General features: G+C 63.8%; 19 protein-coding genes. 9 read left to right on the top strand and 10 right to left on the bottom strand.

All coding sequences use genetic code 11. The features are described from left to right. Positions 1–5 precede the first annotated feature (5 nt). Positions 6–1070: a hypothetical protein gene (locus tag TSACC_RS21880; RefSeq protein ID WP_075079739.1), complete on the top strand. Its 1065-nt coding sequence runs from the start codon at positions 6–8 to the stop codon at positions 1068–1070. A 27-nt stretch (positions 1071–1097) separates the two neighbouring features. After that, positions 1098–1658, top strand: coding sequence for a PEP-CTERM sorting domain-containing protein (locus TSACC_RS13275; protein WP_075079740.1), 561 nt, complete (start codon positions 1098–1100; stop codon positions 1656–1658). Positions 1659–1808: 150 nt separating this feature from the next. On the opposite strand, the gene TSACC_RS13280 is transcribed toward TSACC_RS13275, so the two are convergent. Genes TSACC_RS13280 through TSACC_RS22635 form a run of 4 tightly spaced genes read right to left on the bottom strand, consistent with a single transcriptional unit; the run spans position 1809 to position 8360 of the window. After that, the gene (locus tag TSACC_RS13280) at positions 1809–3209 is read right to left on the bottom strand and encodes a carbohydrate porin (protein WP_075079741.1); all 1401 of its coding nucleotides are present in this window, start codon (positions 3207–3209) and stop codon (positions 1809–1811) included. Between the two features lie 16 nt (positions 3210–3225). Next, positions 3226–4152 carry a 1-phosphofructokinase gene (gene pfkB, locus TSACC_RS13285; protein WP_075079742.1) on the bottom strand — a complete coding sequence of 309 codons (927 nt, stop codon included), beginning with the start codon at positions 4150–4152 and terminating at the stop codon, positions 3226–3228. Positions 4153–4156: 4 nt separating this feature from the next. After that, the gene (gene ptsP, locus TSACC_RS13290; protein ID WP_075079743.1) at positions 4157–6613 is read right to left on the bottom strand and encodes a phosphoenolpyruvate--protein phosphotransferase; all 2457 of its coding nucleotides are present in this window, start codon (positions 6611–6613) and stop codon (positions 4157–4159) included. Positions 6614–6623: 10 nt separating this feature from the next. Further along, positions 6624–8360 carry a PTS fructose-like transporter subunit IIB gene (locus TSACC_RS22635; RefSeq protein ID WP_075079744.1) on the bottom strand — a complete coding sequence of 579 codons (1737 nt, stop codon included), beginning with the start codon at positions 8358–8360 and terminating at the stop codon, positions 6624–6626. A 141-nt stretch (positions 8361–8501) separates the two neighbouring features. Between TSACC_RS22635 and TSACC_RS13300 the strand changes: the two genes are divergently transcribed. The 6 genes from TSACC_RS13300 (at position 8502) to larC (ending at position 14433) form a co-directional block, all read left to right on the top strand. Continuing rightward, positions 8502–9299: a DeoR/GlpR family DNA-binding transcription regulator gene (locus TSACC_RS13300; protein WP_075080736.1), complete on the top strand. Its 798-nt coding sequence runs from the start codon at positions 8502–8504 to the stop codon at positions 9297–9299. A gap of 146 nt (positions 9300–9445) precedes the next feature. Continuing rightward, complete coding sequence (locus tag TSACC_RS13305) at positions 9446–10468, top strand: ABC transporter substrate-binding protein (RefSeq protein ID WP_075079745.1); 1023 nt, start codon at positions 9446–9448, stop codon at positions 10466–10468. 6 nt (positions 10469–10474) lie between these two features. Further along, complete coding sequence (locus tag TSACC_RS13310; RefSeq protein WP_075079746.1) at positions 10475–11164, top strand: GTP-binding protein; 690 nt, start codon at positions 10475–10477, stop codon at positions 11162–11164. After that, positions 11161–12144, top strand: a complete 984-nt coding sequence (locus tag TSACC_RS13315) for an ATP-binding cassette domain-containing protein (RefSeq protein ID WP_084400451.1) — start codon at positions 11161–11163, stop codon at positions 12142–12144. The genes TSACC_RS13310 and TSACC_RS13315 overlap by 4 nt, the downstream gene beginning before the upstream one ends. Before the next feature lie 98 nt (positions 12145–12242). Continuing rightward, complete coding sequence (locus TSACC_RS13320) at positions 12243–13040, top strand: prohibitin family protein (RefSeq protein WP_075079747.1); 798 nt, start codon at positions 12243–12245, stop codon at positions 13038–13040. 34 nt (positions 13041–13074) lie between these two features. Continuing rightward, a complete protein-coding gene (gene larC, locus TSACC_RS13325) occupies positions 13075–14433 on the top strand; it encodes a nickel pincer cofactor biosynthesis protein LarC (protein WP_075079748.1) in 1359 nt (452 codons plus the stop codon). 21 nt (positions 14434–14454) lie between these two features. On the opposite strand, the gene lpxA is transcribed toward larC, so the two are convergent. From lpxA to TSACC_RS13345, 4 genes are read right to left on the bottom strand one after another with little or no spacing between them, the layout of a single operon-like run. After that, a complete protein-coding gene (lpxA, locus tag TSACC_RS13330) occupies positions 14455–15270 on the bottom strand; it encodes an acyl-ACP--UDP-N-acetylglucosamine O-acyltransferase (protein ID WP_075079749.1) in 816 nt (271 codons plus the stop codon). Continuing rightward, complete coding sequence (gene radC, locus TSACC_RS13335; RefSeq protein ID WP_075079750.1) at positions 15267–15956, bottom strand: RadC family protein; 690 nt, start codon at positions 15954–15956, stop codon at positions 15267–15269. The genes lpxA and radC overlap by 4 nt, the downstream gene beginning before the upstream one ends. Positions 15957–15963: 7 nt before the next feature. Then, on the bottom strand, positions 15964–17028 hold the full coding sequence (locus TSACC_RS13340) for a polyprenyl synthetase family protein (protein WP_202815967.1): 1065 nt from the start codon (positions 17026–17028) through the stop codon (positions 15964–15966). Further along, positions 17025–17831 carry an SDR family NAD(P)-dependent oxidoreductase gene (locus TSACC_RS13345; protein WP_075079751.1) on the bottom strand — a complete coding sequence of 269 codons (807 nt, stop codon included), beginning with the start codon at positions 17829–17831 and terminating at the stop codon, positions 17025–17027. The genes TSACC_RS13340 and TSACC_RS13345 overlap by 4 nt, the downstream gene beginning before the upstream one ends. Before the next feature lie 17 nt (positions 17832–17848). On the opposite strand from TSACC_RS13345, the gene TSACC_RS13350 reads away from it, so the two are divergent. Then, on the top strand, positions 17849–18202 hold the full coding sequence (locus TSACC_RS13350; RefSeq protein ID WP_075079752.1) for a cupin domain-containing protein: 354 nt from the start codon (positions 17849–17851) through the stop codon (positions 18200–18202). A 6-nt stretch (positions 18203–18208) separates the two neighbouring features. On the opposite strand, the gene TSACC_RS13355 is transcribed toward TSACC_RS13350, so the two are convergent. Both TSACC_RS13355 and infB read right to left on the bottom strand, forming a co-directional pair. Beyond that, on the bottom strand, positions 18209–20149 hold the full coding sequence (locus TSACC_RS13355) for a peptidoglycan D,D-transpeptidase FtsI family protein (RefSeq protein WP_169809638.1): 1941 nt from the start codon (positions 20147–20149) through the stop codon (positions 18209–18211). Then, positions 20124–22253: a translation initiation factor IF-2 gene (infB, locus tag TSACC_RS13360; protein WP_075079754.1), complete on the bottom strand. Its 2130-nt coding sequence runs from the start codon at positions 22251–22253 to the stop codon at positions 20124–20126. Before infB ends, TSACC_RS13355 begins: the two co-directional genes overlap by 26 nt. Positions 22254–22275 lie beyond the last annotated feature (22 nt).

A 22275-nucleotide genomic window follows, 5' to 3' on the forward strand; every position in this document is an offset into this window, starting at 1 on the left:
TCCCCATGAGCAACCCTTCACTCTGCGCAGCGATTGGTCTCGCCCTCGTCGCCCCGCTAGCCGATTTGCCCGCTCAATCGGTCGCGGTCGCTCCGTCCGGAGTGGTCAGCACCACCATTACGGCTGGGACGGGAGCGGTCAAAAAGATGTCTCTCATTTCCCTGCCTTTGCTTGAGACGGCTACATTAAGCGGAAAATCGGTCGGGAGATTCTCCAGCGTGACATCAACGACCTTCACGGACACCTCGTCCGGATGGACCCCCGGAGAGCTCTCCACCGCTGCCACCCCCAAGCTCCTCCTCATTACCAGCGGCGCGGCGGAAGGGTACATGTTCCTCATTTCCACCGCGACCCAAAACACAGCCACCACCGCAACCATTTCCGCCTCCGATTCAGCTGTCGCAGATCTCACTACCCTCGGGATCGCCACGGGCGCAAATGGAGATACCTACAGGATTCTGAATTGCGATACCCTTGCATCACTTTTCGGAACGCCAGAGTCCACAGGAGTTTTGGGGGGAGCAACTGCCGCCACCGCCGACACCCTCGTCCTTGTGGTGAACGGGGCTTCAAACACTTATTTTTACAAGACTGATGTAACTCCCAACCGATGGACAAAATCGGCCTTGGGAAATCCTGACGCATCCTCAACTCCGGTATTACCCTATTATGGGATTCAATACAGTCGGCTGGGAACATCTCCCATCACTTTGACAGTTACGGGAGATGTTCCGGCTAATCTCCGAAAGACCTTTGTAAAAAACTCGGGAACCACCTTCCTTGCACAATTCTGGCCAGTTGATACGTCGCTCGCTTCCACGGCGATTTCCTCTCTGCCGGGATGGGCATCCGGGGCAACGGCAAACGTCTCGGACACCATATTGATCATGTCGAATGGGATAAGTTCCACCTTCTGGTTCGACGGAACAGACTGGCGCAAATCGGCCTTGGGAACTCCAATTAGCAACTCGGTTGTAATTCCCGCCGGGTCGACAGTTTCGCTAGTGAAGAAGGGAACTGCCTCGGGCTTCTCCCTTTTAAGCCAAAATATTCCGTACACGCTCCAATAACCGCAGCATAAATCAAAGTTTCTTAAAATGAAGTCCGCCAAGATTGCCCTCGCCTTCCTTCTTGCTTTCGCTTGCGTGAGTTCCGCCCAGGTTTTGGTATCCCTTGGCTCGAGTGGATTTACCGTCGACCCACAGTCGTTAACACCTTATTCCCAAACTGCAACGACGCTCACATTTAATACCCCGGTCACGACCGGAGATAATATATACGGGGTATGGAACACGACCTATAATTGGTCGTCTTACATAACGTTTGGATTACAGTTTAGTGTCTCTGGCACCAATCCCAATCTACCAGCTTCCGTATATTTCTACGATACGAACTACAACGTCATCAATACTTACAGCTTAACAACGAACGGCGTAGGATCCACTCAAACAGTGGTCCCCTTGACTCTGTTTGCTGCTGGCACGGGAAATCTGAGTGCTGTTGCCGGGTTCCAGCTTAATTGGGACGGCGGCGGCACAGTTAACGCCACCTTCACGAACGTCGTCGCCGTTCCGGAACCTTCGACCTGGGCTTTGCTCGCTGGCGGGCTGATGACCATTGTCGTACTCCGTCTGCACCACACCCGGGGCACCGCCTGATCCACGATCAGCGGCTCCTGATTTCGCTAGCCTCTTGAAGCGAGACGCTTTCTCCGTGGGGGAGGAAAGCCACGGAGCCCGGGCTTGTCCTTTTGGGGAAAGCCCGGGCCCGGGTGCTCGCTACGAGCGTTTGGGGGGAAATCGTTTTGCCTAAAACTTCACGCCGAATTGCGCGCCGAGGACGAGGCCGTTGGGGATGTCGCCGGTGCCGCCGGGCTGGATGACCCACTGCACGTCGGGCTGGATGTAGGCCCACTTGTTGAGCTGCACGCGGTAGCCTGCCTCAAAGACGAGTTCATAGCTCGGCGACCCGCCGCCCTGCGCGGAGACGCTGTTGGCGTAGTCATTACTAAACTGCCCGTAGATCACGCCGAGGATGGTGCGGTCGTTGTCGCGGCCCGGGATGAGCCCCTGGTAGATCGCGCCGCCGTTGACCTGGAAGGGCACGATCGCGACATTCTGCTGCGGCGACAGCGTGAACGTGGTGAAGAGCGTCAGCCCCTGGTCGCTGTCGAGATTCTCGCGATACACCATCTGGTCGCCGTGCAGGTAAAACCCATAGCTGGCGGGCGTGGTCGAGGCCTGGCCAAACTGCGGGTAATCCCACGACGACCAATAGCCGCCGAAGAAATAGTGGCCCGGCAGCCCCTTTGCCGTCGTGCTGATCGCCGGGGCGACCGCCTTTTTATCCGCCACCACGGCCTTGCCATCGGAGACCGGCGCGGGAGCCTCGCGCTTGAAGAACTCCGGCGTCCAGCCCACCTGGCCGATGAGCATGAACCCGTCGCCGCTCTGGATGCTCATGTCGACGCCGTGATAGGCACGGTCGAACATGCGGCTGGAGACCTGGTAGATGCCGACCATGGCGTTGAACTCCGGCGTGGGATCAATGCGCAGCCGGGCGCCCCACGAGGCGAAGGGATAGGCCGAGAAGCGGGTATTGAAAAGCACCGCGCGGATGTTGCCGTCGATGCCGTTGTTCAGGTAGTAGCCATACAGCGGCGAGGTGGCAAAGTCGTCACTCGCGCCGAGGCGGCCCAGCTTGATCGAGAGCTTGTCGTCGAGGAGCTTTTGCTCGAGGAACAGCCCATACAAAAAGATAGCCTGCCCGCCGACGAGCTGCATCGGGTCGTACTGGCTGCCCAGCGCGCCCTGGATGCTGTTGCCGTCGCGATTCACCCCGGTGATGGTGAAGGTCGCGCCCTGCCAGCCGACGAGCTTTTCCAGGTCGGTCTTCAGGCCGAAGTAGAAGTCATCGGCATACGAGGCCGACTGGTTTCGCCCGCCGACGGGATTCCCCGCCACGATGGCATTGTAATAGGCGAAGAAATCCAAGCCGTGATCACTGAGCCTGGGCCGCAGGCCGAACCAGTCGCCGGTGGCGTAATCACCCTGCCACCAGGGGACGGAGGCAGGCTCCGGAGTGGCGCGGGGAAAGTCACGGTCCTCCGCCGGGAGGCCACGGGTGTTATTGGCGGTCTGGGTAAACGCGGTTATAGGTAATACAGACGAGAACAAAGCCGCATATACGGCAGGATTGCGAGGGAACATAGGGGGTGTTTTTAGGTTAGAGTTTGGTGATCTGGATGCAGGGGAAATAGCTGCGAGGCTCGGGACGCGGATTGACGTCGATCGCGGTGAGCGAAAAGGCGGTGGCGAGACGGGCGGCCTTTTCCAGGTCGAGACCGCGCAGGCTGGCGGTGATCCAACCGGCGACCATGGCGTCGCCCGCGCCCACGGTGGTGCGAATGAGCAGTTGCGGCGGCACAGCCAGCAGCGCCTCCGAGGCGGTGACAAAGAGAGCACCCTCCGCGCCCATCGAGACGATGACGCACTCGATCCCGCCCTCCACGAGTTCCCGCGCGGTCCTCAAGACGGCGGCCTGGGACTTCAGGGCGCGGCCCGTGATGGCCTCGAGCTCATGGATGTTGGGCTTGATCACGCTCGGCTTCGCCGCCAGGGCAAACTGCAGCGGGCGGTCGCTCGTATCGACTGCCACCCGTATACCGCGCCGGATCAGGTCGGCGGTGAGTTCCTCGTAAATGGAAATCGGGACGCCCGGCGGCAGACTGCCGGCCAACACCGCCCACCGGGCGTCAAGCTTCGCGATTCTTTCCCGCAGCTCGGCCACGTTGGCGGCGGTCGGCTCCGCGCCGGGAAAGTTGATGTCCGTCGTGGTCTGGCTCGCGGGATCGGTGATCTTGATCCCCGTGCGCGTGGACCCGGCGATGCGCACGCACTCGTCCACCACGGCGTATTTGCGGAAGAGGCTCTCGAACGACCCCGCATTGTCCTCGCCCAGGAACCCGGAGACGGCCACGCGGAATCCCGCCCGGGCCACAGCCACGCCGACATTCACACCCTTCCCCGCCGCCCGGCTCTCCTCGGCGGCGACGCGATTGACTTTTCCCGCCGCGAAATGCGGGATGGAAAGCGAGTGGTCGATCGCCGGATTGAGGGCGATGGAGAGGCAGTCAAAAACGGCTTGATTCATGAGATTATCTTCCCAGGTTGCGCACCTCGGCGGCGGTTGCGCAGGCCAGGGCGAGGCGGGCCATGTCCTGGGCCTCGGTGAAGCGCAGCTTGCGCAGGTGAGCCTTCACGGCGGGCACGCTGGGCAGGCTCATGCTGAGTTCCTCCACGCCGAGGCCCGTGAGCAGGGCGGCGCCGAGAGGCTCCCCGGCAATGCCTCCGCAGACCCCCACCCACTTGCCCGCGGCCTTCGCGGCCCGCACGGTCATGTCGATGAGCCGCAGCACGGCGGGGTGCAGGCCGTCGACGTTCTTGCCCAGGGTCGGGTGCAGCCGGTCCATGGCGAGGGCGTATTGCGTGAGGTCGTTGGTGCCGATGGAAAAGAAGTCGACCTCGCGGGCCAGCTCCGGCGCCATGATGACGCTGGACGGCACCTCGATCATGATGCCGATCTCGACCGGGGGCGCTCCGACCTGGGCGCGCACGGTTTCGGCGAGTTCCTTGGCAGCGCGCAGATCCTCGAGGGTCGAGATCATGGGAAACATGATGCGCACCGGGCCAGTCAATGCCGCGCGGTAGATGGCGCGGAGCTGCGGGAGGAAAAGATCGGGCTGCTGGAGGCAGAGCCGGATGCCGCGCACGCCGAGGAAGGGGTTTTCCTCCTTGGGCAGCGTGATGTAGGAGGCGAGCTTGTCGCCGCCGATGTCGAGGGTGCGCAGGATGAGCGGCAGGCCGTTGAGCGCCCGGATCATGCCACAGTAAATCTCCGTCTGCTCGTCCTCCGAGGCGGGTTCGTCGCGATCGAGGAAGAGGAATTCCGTACGCATCAGCCCGACGCCCTCCGCGCCCGCCTCCACGGCAGCCGCCGCCTCGGAGAGTTTCCCGATGTTGGCCACCACCTCGACGCGATGACCGTCGAGCATCAGCGCCGGGGCGAACCGGCTGGCATTTGCCTCGTCATTGCGCTCGGCCAGGGTCTGCTGGAATTTCCGCGCGGACTCCAGGTCGTCCGTCCTCGGCGCGGTGTAGAGCCGCCCGGCGGCGCCATCCGCGATGCAAACCGTCCCGGCCGGGATGTCGTGCACCGCCGCGCCGAGGCCGACGATGGCGGGAATGTCGAGCGAGCGGGCGATGATCGCCGTGTGTGCGGTCGGTCCCCCGCCCGCCGTGCAGATCGCGAGAATGAGCTCGGGATCGAGCCGCGCGGTGTCGGAGGGCGCGAGATCCTCGGCCACCAAAATGCTCGGCGCGGAAGGCAATACCGGCCCTTCGTTTTTCACCCCGACAAGGAGCCGCAGAACCCGGCGGCCCACGTCGTTCCAGTCCGCCGCACGCTCGGCCAGCCGTTCGTTCTCGATCTGGCGAAACTCCGCCACGCGGCGCTCGATGGCCTGCTGCCACGACCAGGCGGCGGATTTGCCGCTGTCGATTTTCAGGTAAACCTCGTCGAGCAGTTCGGCGTCGTTGAGCAGCGCGAGGTGAGCGCGAAAGATGGCTGCCTGCCCTTTCCCGCTGCGCTGCTCAACGTCCGCCTGGATCGCCTGCAGCTCCGCCGCCGCATCGGCCAGCGCGTGCCGCAAGGTCGCCGACTCCACATCCGCGCCGCGCGATTCCTCCGAGGTCTCGATCCGCTCGACGCCATAATGAAAGACCGGGCCGATGCCCACTCCCGGCGCACCCGACACGCCCTCCAGCGAAGGAATCTCGCCACCCGGTTCCCAATGCGCCGCCGGGATGATGGCCGCCTCGGTCTCCTCATTCTCGCCCAGTCCGTCGGCCACCGCCGCCGCGAGCGCACGAAGAGCCTCCGGGGCATCCGGTCCGCTGGCAAGCAGGCGGATCGTCGCACCGCCATGGACACCGAGCTTTAGCAGCGAAGCCATCGACTTGCCATTGGCCGCCTTGTCCTTGAATCGCACCTGGATCGTGCTGGCAAAAGTATTGGCTAGTTCCGCGAAATGCGTGGCGGGCCGCGCGTGCAGCCCGGCCTTGCCTGCGACGAAGACATCGATGAAATCCGCTCCCGCCAGTTCCTCGACCACCGCCCCCGCCTGCTGGCGGGCCGTGAGGCCGAGAATGATCTCTGCCGCGCTGCTGGTCTGGGCGAGCCGGGCGGCCATGGAGTCGTTGTCGAGCACGTCGGTGAGCGCAGCCAGCACCTCGATGTGCTCGTCGGATTTTGCCGCGATGCCGATGATGACGTGCACGACCTGGCCGGGGTTCCACTCGACGCCGAGCGGCACCTGCACGACCGCCACTCCGGTGCGATGGATCAACTCGCGATCTTTTTGCAGCCCGTGCGGAATGGCGATGCCGTTGCCGAGAAAGGTATTCGCCTGCTGCTCGCGGGCCAGCATGCTCTCGATGTAGCCGGGGTCGATGCAGCCCAGCTCGACGAGCAGGCGGCCTGCCTCGCGGATGGCCTCTTCCTTGTTCCCGGCTCGCGCGTGGAGCTGGATGTTCTTGGGCGTCAGCTCGATCATGGGATGGTCCTCAGGCCTGGGCGGCGACGGGTTTCTTGACGACGAAGAGCGCAGCCACGGTCACCAGCGTACCGGCGACCAGGGCGATGAAGAAGGCTCCCAGGTGCTGCACGGCACCGGGAATGATGGCGGCAAAGATCCCTCCATGCGGCACGAGGAAAAGCACGCCGCTCCACATCGCGAGCGCCCCGCCCACGGCGGAACCCGCGATGAGCGCCGGGATCACGCGCACCGGGTCTTTCGCCGCAAAGGGAATCGCGCCTTCCGTGATGAATGACAGCCCGAGCACGAAGGCCGGTCCCGCCGCCTCGCGCTCCTCGACATCGAAGCGATTGCGAAACAGCCACGCCGCCACCGCCACGCCGAGCGCCGGGGTCATGCCTGCCACGATCACCGCGCCCATCGGCGCGTAGACCTTGCTGGCCAGCAGCCCAACGGCAAAGGTGTAGGCGGCTTTATTGACTGGCCCGCCCATGTCAAAGGCCATCATGCCGCCGAGGATCACGCCGAGCAGGATGGCATTCGCACCCTGCATGCCCTGGAGCCAGATCGTCAGGGCCGAGAGGATGACCTGCACGGGCGGCGCGATGACATAGATCATGGCGAGGCCGACGATGATGGAACTGAGAAAGGGCAGGATGAGCACGGGCTTCAGCCCCTCCAGCGTGGCGGGGAGCTTGATCTTCTCGGCCAGGAACTTCGTCAGGTAGCCCGCGAGGAAACCCGCCGCGATGCCGCCGAGGAAGCCCGCGCCGAGGTTCTGCGCCAGCATGCCGCCGATGAGTCCGGGCGTGATGCCAGGCCGGTCGGCGATGGAAAAGGCAATAAATCCCGCGAAGACCGCGACGAAGAGATGAAACGCCACGTCGCCGCCGATGAGGGTGAGCGCCGCCGCGAGAGTCCCCTCCTGCTTGCCCGCATAGATGCCGCCAAAGGCGAAGGCGAGCGCGATGGACAGGCCGCCCGCGATGACGACGGGCAGCATGTAGGACACGCCCGTCATGAGGTGCTTGTACGGGCCGGTGCGCGACTTGGACCGTTCGGCTTTCAGCTTCTCAACCGAGCTGGCGAGGGATTCGCTCTTCGGCTGTTCCAGCGCGGTCTGGAGCACCTTCTGCCCGGCGTGGATGGCTTCCTTCGTGCCGGTCGAGTAGATGGGTTTCCCGGCGAAGCGCGAAAGATCGACCTTCGTTTCCGCCGCGATCACCACCGCATCGGCAGCGGCGACATCCTCGGCGGTGAGCGTGTTCTTGGCCCCGACGGAACCCTGCGTCTCGACCTTGATCTGGTAGCCGAGCGCCTTGGCCGCCTTTTGCAGCGCCTCGGCCGCCATGAAGGTATGGGCGATGCCCGTGGGACAGGAGGTGATGGCGACGAGCTTCTTCACTTCCTGTGGAGTCGCAGGCGAGGACGGGGCGACGGAAGTGGAAACCGGCGTGGCCGCCGGGACGGTGGCGAGCTGGAGTGCGGCCTCCAGAATGGCCCGCGTATCGCGAATGGCCTCGCTCACCCGCGTGCCGTAGACCTGCTTGCCCGCAAAGCGCGAGGCGTCGACTTTCGCATCCGAGGCGAGGATCACCGCCTCGGCGGCAGCGATCTGGCCGGCGGTGAGCGGCGCGGATTGGTTGGGGATTTCCACCGCGACCTCATACCCCATCGCCGCGCCCACGGAGCGGAGCGCCTCGGAAGCGAGTTGGGAATGAGCCGGGGCGGCCTGGGACGATACGACTGCGACGAGATGTTTCATGGGGGAGATGGAAACGGGTACTTCGGGGGAACTTGGGCGCATACTTTCATTTGCTTTCGTTTTGCGCAAGAAAAATAAATGTTTGTGCGAATTTCTTTCTCATTTCCCCTCGCTTTTGATTTCTCTATCTTTCGTTTGAGCATGCCTACCCCACTCCCCCAAGATCTCTCGACCACCCAGCGCCGCGACGCCATCCTGGAGCAACTCCAGCGGCAGGGCGTGGTACGCGTCCGCGATCTGGCGAAGCACTTCGCCGTCTCCACCGTCACCGTGCGGGCCGATCTCGCCGCCATGGAGGAGGAGGGTCTCCTGCGCCGCGAGCATGGCGGAGCCGTGCGCACCCTGCCCGGACGCACCCTGCTCACCTCGCTCTCCGGCATGGAGGAGAGGCAGGGGCTGAACTCGACGCAAAAGCGCGCCATCGCCGCCGCCGCCTCCCGCCACGTCCGCCCGCGCGACATCATCCTCATCGACGCCGGAACGACCGCCGTGGAGATGGTCCCCTTTCTCACCGAGGTCGAGGACATCACGATCGTCACCAACGCCCTCAACGTCGCCGCCGCCGTCGGCGCTCACCTGCGCTGCCGCCTCATTCTCCTGGGCGGAACCTACAGCCGCACTTCCTCGAGCACGCTCGGCCCGCAGGCGCTGCATGCGTTGTCGGAGTTTAACATCTCGCGGCTTTTCCTCGGCACGCAGGCCTTCGATGCCGCCAGCGGCCTCACCGATACCACGACCGAGATCGCCCAGATGAAGCGCGCCATGATCGACGCCTCGCGCGAGGTCTATCTCCTGGCCGACTCCAGCAAGTGGGAGAAGGCGGGCTTCATCAAGGTCGCTCCCCTGAACAAAGTCCACCACGTCATCTCCGACGACGCCCTGTCCGCCTGCGCCATCCGCGCCATCAAGGAAGCCGGACCGCGCTGCGAGATCGTGTAGCAGGCACGGTATCACGCGGAATTGACGCACGCCGCGCCCGGCTGTATTCTCAGCCCGAACTCAAGCTGCCTTGGGTGCAGGGGCATCCTTCCCTATGCGGAGGGGTAGCGGCCCTGCCTTGGTGGGAAGTGCATCACACTACCGCCATGCCCACACCCATCGCCGACATCGACCCGCAGGAGGAGATTCCCTCCTTTCCCGAAACCTATGGCGCGAAGCCGCGTGCCCTCGACTATCTGGGCTACGCCCCCTGCCCGATCCGGCAGGAGATGCAGCGCCAGCTCCACCAGCACTTCCGCCGCCACGAGGCGGAGTTTGGCCCCGTCGAGTGGTTCTCGCCCAATGGCTGCGGCGGCGATGATCCCTACGACCTCGTCTGGCAGGACGGCACGGAGGAGTCCCTGCCGGGCCTGATCAGCGATGGCGGGAACAGCGATTTCTTCAAACCCGAGGCCCATCGCCGCTGGATCGAAAGCGGCATCCTCTCACCCATCCCGACCGATGGCCTGGAGATTCGCCCCGAGCTGGCCGAGGCGGGAATCGTCGACCCGTGCGGCGGCATCACGATCTACGGCGCGTTTCCCTCGGTCCTCCTCGTCGATCACGACAAGCTGAAGGGCCGCCCCGCCCCGCGCTCGTGGCAGGATCTCCTCGATCCCATTTACCAGGGCGACGTCACCATCGCGGGCCACCATGGCCGCGCTCCCGACGTGCTGCTTTTCAACTATTGGAAAAACCACGGCGACGAGGGCGTGAAGGCGCTGGCCCGCAACGTGGCGGAGTTCTCGCCCCCGGCCCGCATGGCGAAGATCGCCGGGCTGGGCAGTCCGCAGGGCACGGCCGTCTTTGTGCTCAACGGCTTCTTTGCCAAGGCCGTGCGCGGCCCCGCCGCCGAGGTCATCTGGCCAGCGGAAGGCGCGTGGTTCAATCCGCTCATGCTCCTCGCCAAGCGCAGCCGCCGTCCCGCCAGCGACCTCGCGCTGCGCTATCTCCTCGGCTCCGAGTGGGCGGCCTACATCGAGTCCGTCGGTATTCCCTTCGCCTACCGGCAACCCGGCCAGCAGCCGCTCCCGGGCAGGCTCTCGTGGATGGGGTGGGATTTCATCCGTTCGCACGACCTCGACGCGCTACGCGAGGAGCTGCTTGCGATCTTCAACTCCGCCCGCTGACACGCCATGCGTCTCGTCACCGTCGCCGGGCCGCCCTCCAGCGGAAAGACCAGCCTCATCGTGCGCACGCTCCTCGCCCTGCGCGACGACGGGCTGCGCGTGGGCGTGGTGAAGTTTGACTGCCTGAGCACGCAGGATGCCGCCGTCTTTGAGCGGCACGACCTTCCCGCGCTGGTCGGCATCTCCTCGGGCTTCTGCCCCGACCATTACTTCATCTCCAACATTGAGGACTGTGCCGCCTGGGGCGAGCGGCTGGGCCTTGATCTCCTCGTGACCGAGAGCGCGGGGCTGTGCAACCGCTGCGCCCCGCACATCCGGGGCTTCCTCGCCGTCTGCGTGCTCGACGCGCTCTCGGGAGTCAATACCCCGCGCAAGGTCGGCCCGATGCTGAAGACCGCCGACCTCGTCGTCATCACCAAGGGCGACATCGTCAGCCAGGCCGAGCGCGAGGTCTTCGCCTTCCGCGTGCGGCAGGTGAATCCCCGCGCCCGCATCCTCTTTGTCAACGGGATCACCGGCCAGGGCGCCTGGGAGGCCGCGCGCATCTGGCGGAGCGCACCCGAGGATGGCGTCCTACAGGGCGGGCGTCTGCGCTTTTCCGTGCCCACCGCCGTCTGCTCGTACTGCCTCGGCGAGACGCGCATCGGGTCCGACCACCAGCACGGCACCGTGCGCAAAATCCCCATCCCGTCATGACCGCCGCTCATTCGCCCCATCCCTTTGACGCGGCGCGATTTGCCGAGTTCCTGCGCCTGCACCATCTCCCCGCCCGCGCCGAGGTGCGTTCGCTCGACGATTACTGGGCCGCGCTCACGTGGGAGGAACGTGAAGACACCGGACTCGAGCCGGAGACGCTGGCTGCGCGGTATGCGGAGTTTCTTGCCCTCGACGGCCAGCCTGACGGGGAAAGAGCGCTGCTTTCGCTCGACGTGCTGCGCGGACGCGACAAGAGCGGCGCGCCCGAACGGTACGACCTGCGATTCGTCCCCGGCGACGTTGTCTGCCTCGTCGGCCCGACCGGAGCCGGAAAAAGCCGCCTGCTGGCCGACATCGAGTGCCTCGCCCAAGGCGACACGCCGACGGGCCGTCAGGTCCTCATCAATGGCGTGCCGCCCGGCGACGCCGAGCGCTTCTCGGGCGAGAGCGGGCTGGTCGCGCAGATTTCGCAGAATATGAACTTCGTCATCGACCTGCCCGTCGGCGAATTTCTCCACATGCACGCCGAGAGCCGGGCATTGACCGATCCCGCGCCGGTCGTCGATCAGGTTCTCCGCGCCGCCGTGGCCATGGCGGGCGAACCCTTCGATGCCGACACCCAGGTGACGCAGCTCAGCGGCGGTCAGTCCCGCGCCCTCATGATCGCCGACGCCGCCTTTCTCAGCCCGAAGCCCGTCGTGCTCATCGACGAAATCGAGAATGCCGGAGTCGACCGCCGCGCCGCCCTCGATCTCTTCGTGCGCAAAGGCAAGATCGTCCTCCTCTCCACCCACGACCCGCTGCTCGCCCTCTCGGGTTCCCGCCGCCTCGTCATTCGTCACGGCGCGGTGCAGGACGTCATCACCCCCGGCCCCGAGGAGCAGACCATGATCGCCCACCTCGTGGAGATCGACGCCCGGCTGGCCGACCTCCGCGCCCGGCTGCGCAATGGGGAGCGGATTTCCTCCTTTCCCGCCTGACCGGCGACGGGCGGCGAACATCGTTTTCTTGCCTCCCCCGGCGTGCTCTCTAAGCTTCCGGGACGCGGGGAGCCTATCCCCGTGCCGACACCATTTTCATGAAAGCCGCCGGTACCCTCGTCATCATCGTCCTGATCATCGCCGCCATTGTGCTGATGAATTCCTTTTACGTGGTCAATCCCGGCCTCGCCGGGGTGAAAATCACCATGGGCAAGGTCGATCCCACCCCGCTCGCGAGCGGCACCGGGCTCCGCACTCCCTTCGTCACCCGCATCGTCGACATGCCCGTGAAGGTGCAAACTCTGAAGTTTCCCACCCAGTGCTTCAGCTCCGACCTGCAGACCGTCACGGCCACGATCACGGTGAATTACCAGTTCCCGCTCAACCAGGTCGTGAAACTGTATGTCGACTACGGCGGCAACGTGGAAAACTCCATCCTCAAGCCGCGCACGCAGGAAGCCATTAAAGAGGTCACCGCCCAGCGCACCGCCGAGAAGATCGTAAAGGAGCGCGAGCAGGTGAAACGCGCCGCCCTTGACCTCCTCCGCGAAAAGCTCGGCGACATCGTCACCATCGACGACCTCGTGCTCGAGGACATCGCTCTTTCCTCGGAACTCGAGAAGGCCATCGAACAAAAGATGGTCAGCGAGCAAAAGGCCGCCCAGGCCCGCTTCACCCAGGACCAGACCCGCATCGAGGCCGAGACAGCCATCATCAAGGCCGAGGGCGAGGCCAAGTCGATCAAGGTCATCGCTGACGCCCTCTCGCAAAATCCGAAAATCCTCGAGCTCCGCGCCGTCGACAAATGGAACGGCGTCGCTCCGACCACCGTCGTCACAGGTGGAGCCAATACCGTCCTGCCCATCGCCAGCGGCGTCCTCAAGCCGTCGAACTAAGGCTCCTTAACTTCCGCACATTCTCTCTCCCGCCATGCGCACTCTTTATCTCGATTGTTTCTCCGGCATCAGCGGCGACATGACTGTTGGCGCTCTGCGCGACCTCGGCGTGCCGGAGGAGATTTTCCAGCAGGCCATTTCTGCGCTCGGGCTCACGGATGAGTTTCACATCCACTTCCGGCGCGGCCACAAGCAGAACATCGCCGGGTGGAAATTCGATGTCCACGCCGCCCACGATCACGGGCACTCCCACGAGGAGCATGGCCACGCGCATGAGCATGGGGAACACCATCACGAGCACGGCCATTCGCACGGCGAACACGGCCACTCTCACGCCCATCCCCACGCCGAGCACTCTCATTCTCACCCCCATGAGCACGAGCATCATCCCGAGCATGACGATCATGTCCATGGCCGCAGCTACCGGGAAATCCGCGCCCTGCTCGAGGCCAGCACACTCGCCGAAACGCCTAAGGCGCGCGCCCTCGCCGTCTTTCACCGCATCGCCATCGCGGAAGGGAAGATTCACGGCATCGACCCGGAGGAGATTTCATTTCACGAGGTCGGCGCGATTGATTCCATCGCCGACATCGTGGCGGCCTGCGCCGGTATTGACGCCCTCGGCATCGAGTGTGTCCTCGCCTCGCGGCTGGTCGAGGGTTCCGGCTGGATCACGTGCGCCCACGGTCGCTTCCCCCTACCCGCCCCCGCTACACTGGAGATCCTCGCCGGCATCCCGCTGAAGCAGGTCGAGGAATCCACCGAGTACATCACTCCCACCGGCGCTGCCCTGCTCGCCGAGTATTGCTCTGCCTACGGCCCGATGCCCGAGATGCGCATCGAAAAGGTCGGCTACGGCCTCGGCACCCGCGACACCTATCCGCGACCGAACGTCCTTCGCGCCACCCTGGGCGAAACCACCAGCAACTCCAGCGCGGAGACCGACGAGATCGTAAAGATCGAGACGAACATCGACGACCTCACGCCCGAGCTGGCCGGGGCCACGATGGAACGCCTCTTCGCCGCCGGGGCGCTCGACGTCTTTTACACCGCCGCGCAGATGAAGAAGAACCGGCCCGGCTTTCTGCTGACGGTGCTGGTGCAACCCGAGAAGGTCGACGAGATCGCGACGATCATCCTGCGCGAAACGAGCGCCTTTGGCATTCGCCTCGACCGCATGCAGCGCATGAAGCTGCGCCGCGAATTCCGCGACGTCGAGACACCCTACGGCACCGTGCGCATCAAGGTCGGCTTCCTTGGTGACGAGATCGTCCAGGCCGCGCCGGAGTACGAATCCTGCCGCGAGGTCGCCCAGCGCGCCGGAGTCAGCGTGCGCGACGTGCATCTCGCCGCCTGGATCGGCAGCGTGCCGTCCCCCACTGCCGGCAGCTAACAGAAAGTCCCGCCGAGGCCTTTAGTCAATACTCTCGCCGCCCTCGTCGCGGTCGCCCTTGCGCTGGTTCGCCGGGCAGATGCCGCGTTTGGATTCGCGCACGAAGTCAAAAAACGCCGTGGCCTCGGGTCCCCACTGCATGGTCGCCGCCTGCTCGACCGCCTGCGAGACATTCAGCCCGGAGCGAAAGAGGAGCTTGAAGGCGCGGCGGATCTCCTGCCGCGTCTCGGACTTCATCCCGGAGCGGCGCAGGCCGATCACGTTGATGCCCGAGAGAAAGTTATCCGCATCGGCCATGGCATAGGGAACGATGTCCTTGCCGAAGCGCGTACCGCCGCGCACCATGGCCTGACGTCCGACGCGCATGAACTGGTGAAACACCGTGCCGCCGCCGAGTACCGCGCCCTCCTGCACCTCGACGTAGCCCGCGAGATGACAGGCATTGGCGATGATGACGCGGTTGGCGATGCGCACGTTGTGGCCCAGATGCGAGCCGACCATGAGATAACACCCGTCGCCGACCTCGGTGGCCGAGCCTTCCTTCGTGCCGCGATGAATGGTCACGTACTCGCGCAGTGTATTGCCATTTCCGATCCGCACCTCGCTGACGGTTTCCTTCTTGAAGGCAAAGTCCTGCGGCTCGGTGCCGATGATGGAGCCGTAGCCGACAAGGTTCCCCGTGCCGAGCGTGGTCTTGCCCTCGATGATGGCATGGGCCTGCACGACGCAGCCCGCGCCGAGAGTGACTTCGTCGCCGATGATCACACCGGGGCCGATTTCCACATCATCGGCGAGGACAGCTTTGGGAGAGACAATGGCAGTGGGATGAATCTTCATAGGAGACCGGAATCGCGAAAACTGAAATAGGGTGAGCGGCCGCCATCGGACGTGCCGCAAATGACATGGTCGAGGAGCGTGATCTGCATGATCCGCGATGCCTCGGCGAGCTGGACGGTAAGGCGGCGGTCCGCCTGACTGGGCGACGGATCGCCCGAGGGGTGATTGTGCACCAGCACCACCGCGTAGGCCGAGTGCAGCAGCGCGGGGCGAAGGATTTCGCGCGGATGCGCCACGCTTTCATTGATGGACCCGAGCGAGATGTCCTCCACGCGGATGAGGCGCAGCTTCGTGTCGAGCAGGATGACCTTCACCGTCTCGCGATTCATCGCCTGGAGATCGGCCCCGACGTAGGAAAAGATGGCTTCCGCGCTGTCGAGGACCGGGCGCTCGATGCCGCCGCGGGCGAGGCGCTTGCCGAGTTCAAAGGCGGCGGCGAGCTCCGCAGCCTTGGCCGGGCCGACGCCGCAGGTGCCGCGCGAGAGTTCCGATGCGGTCGAGCGGGAAAGCCCGATCAAGCCGCCCTTTTGCTGGAGCAGGTCGGCGGCGACGCTGATGGCGCTCTTGCCGCGAATGCCCGTGCGTAGAAAGATTGCGAGCAGTTCGGCATCGGTGAGAGATCCCGCGCCGCGCTCGGTGAGTTTCTCACGAGGGCGGTCGGATTTCGGGATCTCCCGGATGCGCATTGCCGGGTCAGGCGAGAAGGGCCTTGATCAACACGCCGACGTGGTTGGCGATGGCCTGCAGCCCCTCGACGTAACGATTCGACGGGATGGAGGCGAGTTCCTGCGAGGCTTCAGCGATGAGCTTCTCGGCCACCTGCGCGGCGGCAGTCACAGAGCCGCTCTGTCGGATCATCTCGCGGAGTTCCGCCTCGCCGCCCTCTTCGCCGCTGACGAGCAGGGCGCGGAGGCGTTCGAGATCGGCACCCTCCGGCCCCTGCAGCATGAGCAGGATCGGCAGGGTGAACTTGCCCTTGCGGATGTCCGTCCCGAGCGTCTTGCCAAACTCCTCCTCCGTACCGGCGAGGTCGAGGCAGTCGTCGTAGATTTGATAGGCGACGCCGATCTTTGAGCCAAAGGCCTTGAGCGCATCGATGACCTTCCGGTCGGCCTTGCTGATATAGGCTCCGAGTTCGCAGGCCACGGCAAAGAGCGCCGCCGTCTTCATCTCGATGACGCGGTAGTATTCCGCCGTGCTCAGATTCAGGTCATAGCGACGCTGGGTCTGGATGATCTCGCCCGAGCAGACCTCGGCGGAGGCATCGGCGATGCGCAGGCAGATGGTCGGGTCGCCATAGGCGGCTGCGAGCCGGAGCGCGTGGGCAAAGAGACAATCGCCGAGCAGCACGCTGAGCGAGTTGCCCCACTTCGCGTTGGCCGTGGGCTGGTCGCGGCGGATATCCGCGCCGTCCATGATGTCGTCGTGCACCAGCGTGGCGACATGGATCAACTCCACCACCACCGCGAGGTCGACATGCCCGGAGGTGATCTCCCCGGAGGCTCCGCCCGCCAGCAGCGCGAGGACCGGACGCAGGCGCTTGCCGCCCTTGTTGCTCACATAGGAGACATACCCTTCTATGGCCGGGTCAAATTCCAGCGCCTGGGCGCGGATTCGCTCCTCGACCGAGATCAGATGCGGATTGATCAGCTCGAGCGCGTCGGCAAAACGCGCCAGCCCGGGAACAGCCTTGGCCACCTCATGCACAAACGAGGACGGGGACTGGTCGACGGAGGTATCCTTATCGGTTGGTTTCACAGCTTTTTGGAAAAGAGACGAAGAATTTCACGTGTGACGAAGAACGGAACCACGAGGGCCACGCCGACCGAGACGGCCAGCAGCAACCCCGGCACCACGCGGGCGCGATCCCTGGCGACCGCATCCAGTCCGGTACGGACGGCTACGGCGGGAGTCACGACCACGGGACCCATGGTTTCGTAATGAGCCGTGGCATCCTCGCCCCGGCGTGCGACGTCAAAGAATTCAGTGGGCACCGGACCCGGGCACAGCGCGGTCACGGTGATGCCCTTCGGGCGCAGCTCTATGGCGAGCGCCTCGGTGAGGCTGGTCACGTAGGCCTTGGTGGCTGAGTAGACCGCCATGTTGGGCAGCGGGAAAAAGCTCGCCACGGAGCTCACGTTGAGAATCGCCGCCCGGCCCGAGCGCAGCATCGAGGGCAGGAGCAGATGCGTAAGGTGCGTGAGAGCGCCGATATTCACGTCGATCATGGCGCGCACCCTCCCCCAGTCGGAGGAATCAAAATGTCCATGGTCGCCCAAGCCCGCATTGTTGATCAGAAAGTCGATGCCGATCGCGCGCTCCCCCAGCCATCCGGCCAGGCGGGTGCGTTGCTCCTCGACCGCAAGATCCGCGCCATAAATCTCCACCTGCAGCGAGGGCTGAAGCTCGAGCAGTTCCTCACGGAGGGCTTCCAGGCGATCTTCCCGGCGGGCCACCAGCACGAGTCCCCGTGCCACCGGCGCAAGCTGCCGGGCAAATTCGGCTCCCAACCCGGACGATGCTCCGGTAATCAGTGCGGTACAGCCCTCGTAAAACTTCATAATCCTTTCCACCTTCGATGATTGTCCAAAACCTATCCAGCCAAAAACCGTTTACGACCAAGGACGGCTCGCAGATTCGTAGTATTCTCGATCGCACCAACGCTCCCGTGGCCAACCAAAGTCTCGCAGAGGCTTCGGTGCCAGCGGGTTGCGTGACACAACGTCACTACCACAAGCTGAGTGAGGAGTTCTATTTTATCCTCGAGGGCGAAGGCGAGATGGGACTCGGCGAGGAGACCCGGCAGGTCGGTCCGGGTGATGCGATCCTGATTCCGCCCGGTCAGTTCCATGACATTCGCGCGACCACGACGCTGCGGTTTCTTTGCTGTTGCGCTCCGCCGTATTCCCACGAGGACACCTATTTCGAGTAACCGAGCCTAGTTCGACTCGTCAACGGTCGGGGTGGCAGGTTCGTCGCTCGAGCCGGACTTATCCTTCTGCGACTCCGCCTGCTCGGCGTCCTTGCCCTCGGTCTTGAGCTTGAGGATGCGGCGAAACGCCTTGCCGATCATGGGCGCAGCATGCGAACCGCCGTGCACCGTGTTATCATTGGGTTCGCCCTCATAGACTGCGGCAAAGGCATACTGCGGTTTGTCGACTGGCAGGAAGCCGGTGAACCACGCCGCCGTACGCTGCTTGTTGGTCGGGCCCCACTGGGCCGTTCCGGTCTTGCCCGCGACTGTCGTACCTTTCACCTGGGCGGAATGCGCGGTGCCCTGTCCATCGTACACGACGTCCTTGAGCGCCTCGCGAAGCGTCTTGTCGACCATCGGAGAGACCGGGATGGTTTCACGCAGACGATCCGGGTAGGCCGCGACCACCTTGTTGTCGATGCTCTGAATTTGGGAGACCAGACGGGTGATGTGAAACTGTCCGCTTGAGGCGATCACACCCATGGCCTGCGCCATTTGCACCGGCGAGATCAGGATGTCGCCCTGCCCGATCGCCATGTTGGCGAGGTCACCTTTCTTGATCTCACGACGATGCACGCGGAGCATGTAGTCATCCGTGGGAATGTTACCCTCCTGCTCGGCGCGCAGCGGGATGCCTGTGCGTCGCCCGAGGCCGAGCTTGTGAGCATAGTCGATGAGCGAAGGCGCCCCGAGCTTGATGCCAACCTGGTAGAACCACGTGTTGCAGGATTGTGTAAGGGCCTCGACGAAGTTCAGGTTGCCCGAGCCGGTCTTTTTCCAGTTCTTGAAGGTATGGTCGCCGACCGTGAAGGCGGTCGGGCAGTCAAACTGACTCTTCGGCGTGATCGTGTTCGTCTCCAGAGCGGCAAATCCGACGAAGGTCTTGAAGGTCGACCCCGGAGGATACGCCGCCCGGTAGGCGCGCGGAATCAGAGGGTTGGCCTCGTCATTATTGTAACGGTCGAAGACATCGCGGCGCACGATCGGCACGAATTCGTTCGGGTTGAATCCCGGTTGTGATGCCATGGCGAGGATTTCGCCGGTGTTCGGATCGATAATGACCATGGCGCCACGCTTGCAACTCGCGGCGAGCACCTCTTCGCAGATCCGCTGCATGTCGATATCGAGCGTGGTAACGACGTTGTAACCCGGTACCGGCGGCTTCGCGATGCGCTCGGAGGTCTTGTTGCCATTCGCGTCGTAGGTGACGTAGAGCTGGCCGACCTGCCCTCGCAGTTCGTTGTCAAACATCTGCTCCAGGCCCTCGCGGCCTTCACTCTCGGAGAAAATCAGATCGCCGTTTTCGATCGGGCGCGTCGAGAGAGGAGCCTCCCGCCCTGTATACCCGACAATGTGGCCAGCAAGTGATCCCTGCGGGTAGGTACGTACATAGGTCTGGCGCAGGATCAGGTTGGGCGTGAGTCCTCGCTGGACGACTCCCAGCTCCTGCGGGGAAAGATCCTCGACGATGTCCATCGGGAGCACGCCGCGGTTCTTGTAGTGATTCAGTATGGCCTCGTCCGACACCTGGATGTCACGCCCGAGGAGCCCCTTGGCCAGCGTGATCTGCTGGCGGGCAAAGGCGAGGATGCGGTTGTCCGTCCAGTCGAGCGGAGCAGGAAAGCTGACGGCAAGGTTGTAGCTGAGCCGCGTCTGGGCGAGCGGCTTGCCATTGCGATCCACGATCTGCCCGCGGGGTGCGGGGATACCGAGTACAAACGTGCGCGCCTGCTTCTGGGTTTCCCAGGTCGGCTTGGGATTTTCAACCGACCCCGTGTTGTCGATGACCGGGGCGGCCACCTCCTGGGCGATCGCGGATGATGCCAAAACGGCGGCCGTAAAAACGACCGCCGCAAGATTCAGCACGTTGGAGCGCCGATCAGAGCTGCTGAGCGACTTTCTCAAGGGTGTAACACTCGATGATGTCCTCGGGCAGGTACTCGGTGAAATCACCGAGACGGATGCCGCACTCGAGACCCGCACGCACTTCCTTGACCTCGTCCTGGAAGCGTCGCAGCGTCGCCATGCCACCGTCGTAGATCGGCTGGCGCTTGCGCAGCACGCGGGCGCGTGCCGTGCGAGCGATACGACCATCCGTGACGTAGCAACCCGCGACCTTGCCCTTGGTGAGATCGAACACCTGGCGCACCTCGGCGTGACCGATGACGGTCTCGCGAAGCTCCGGAGCCAGCATGCCAGCCATGGCTTCCTTCACCTGGTCGATCAACTCGTAGATGATACTGTAGAGCTTGATCTGGACACCTTCGCGCTTCGACACCGTGGAGGCGTTGTTCTCCACCTTCACGCTAAAGCCGATGATGACGGCATCCGAGGCACTGGCCAGGAGCACGTCGGATTCCGTGACCGGACCGACTGCCGAGTGAATGATGTCGAGGGTGATCTTCGCTTGCGGGATGTCCTTGAGAGCCCCGACGAGAGCCTCCAGCGAACCCTGCACGTCGCCCTTGAGGACGATGCGGAGCGTGGGTTTCTGGCCCTCGGCGATGTTTGCAAAAAGGTTTTCCAGCGTCGTGCGCTGAGGTGCTGCGAGCTTGTTTTGACGGATGCCGAGGAGACGCTCTTCGCTCAGGGCGCGAGCTGCTCGCTCATCGTCCATGACTACGAGTTCGTCACCAGCATTGGGCAGACCGCTCAGGCCGAGCACCTTCACCGGCATGGCGGGGCCAGCCGATTTGATGGGCTTGCCGAGATCGTTGATGAGCTGCTTGATCTTGCCCCAGTAGTTGCCGCAGATGAAGGTGTCGCCCACGTGGAGCGTACCCATGCGGACGATGACCGTGGCCGTCGGGCCGCGTCCCTGCTCGAGCTGTGCCTCGATGACGTTGCATCGGGCGAGCGCCTTGGGATCGGCCTTGAGCTCCAGCACTTCCGCCTGGAGGTTGATCATTTCCAGCAGGTCGTCGATGCCCGTGCCCTTGGTCGCGCTGACCGGCACGCAAATGATTTCGCCGCCCCAGTCTTCCGGCGTGAGTCCCTGCTCCTGGAGCTGGGTCTTCACTCGGTCGGGATTCGCAGCCGCGAGATCCATCTTGTTGATGGCTACCATGATCTGGACCTTGGCCGCCTTGGCGTGACTGATGGCCTCGATCGTCTGCGGCATGAGACCGTCATCCGCCGCCACGACGATGACGACGATATCCGTCACGTTGGCTCCACGGGCCCGCATCGCGGTGAAGGCCGCGTGACCCGGAGTGTCGAGGAAGGTGATCTCCTGCCCGTTGCGCTCGACGCTGTACGCGCCGATGTGCTGGGTGATGCCACCCGCCTCACCTGCTGCGACGCGAGCCTTGCGAATGGCGTCCAAAAGCGATGTCTTGCCGTGGTCGACGTGGCCCATGAAGGTCACGATCGGAGCGCGTGGCTTGAGCGCCTCCTCCTTCGGCTTCTCCGGCTCCTTGGGAGCCTCGACTTTCACCTCGACCTTGTGATGGCCCTTGGAGGTGTCCTTCTTCTCGCGCTCGAGGATGAAGCCATGCTTCTCACACAGCTTGGCCACCGTATCCAGCTCGAGAGTCTGGTTGATGTTGGCAAAAATCTGCAGCTCCATCAGGTCCTTGATGACCTGGAAGGGCTTGATGTTGATCAGAGGAGCGAGGTCCTTCACGGCGATGGACGCCTTGAGATGGATCACGTTTTTCGGCGTCTCCTCGACGACTTCCTCGACCACCGGAGCTTCTTCAGCCACCGAGGCGGGAGCTTCCTCGGCAGCGGGCTCGGGCTCGACGGGAGCCGGAGCGGGTGCAGGCTCGTTACGGGCCTGGATTTTGGAAATGGGAGGAAGAATGCGGCGGATTCCGACGGAATCGTCGCGCTTTTTGACCTTCTTCTTCGGTTCCAGGAGGTCCACAGCCTCCTGCTTCACCACGGGCTCCTTGGGAGCCTCGACGGCGGGTTGATTGGATGCGGGCGCGCCAGCGCCTCCGGAGCGCTTAGTGGTCTTTCCGGCTTTGTCTTCGGGTTTCTTGGCGATCGATTTTGGTGTGGCCATTAAAGGGAAAAATTATCGTTTT

It is taken from the genome of Terrimicrobium sacchariphilum (assembly GCF_001613545.1).
GTDB lineage: Bacteria > Verrucomicrobiota > Verrucomicrobiia > Chthoniobacterales > Terrimicrobiaceae > Terrimicrobium > Terrimicrobium sacchariphilum.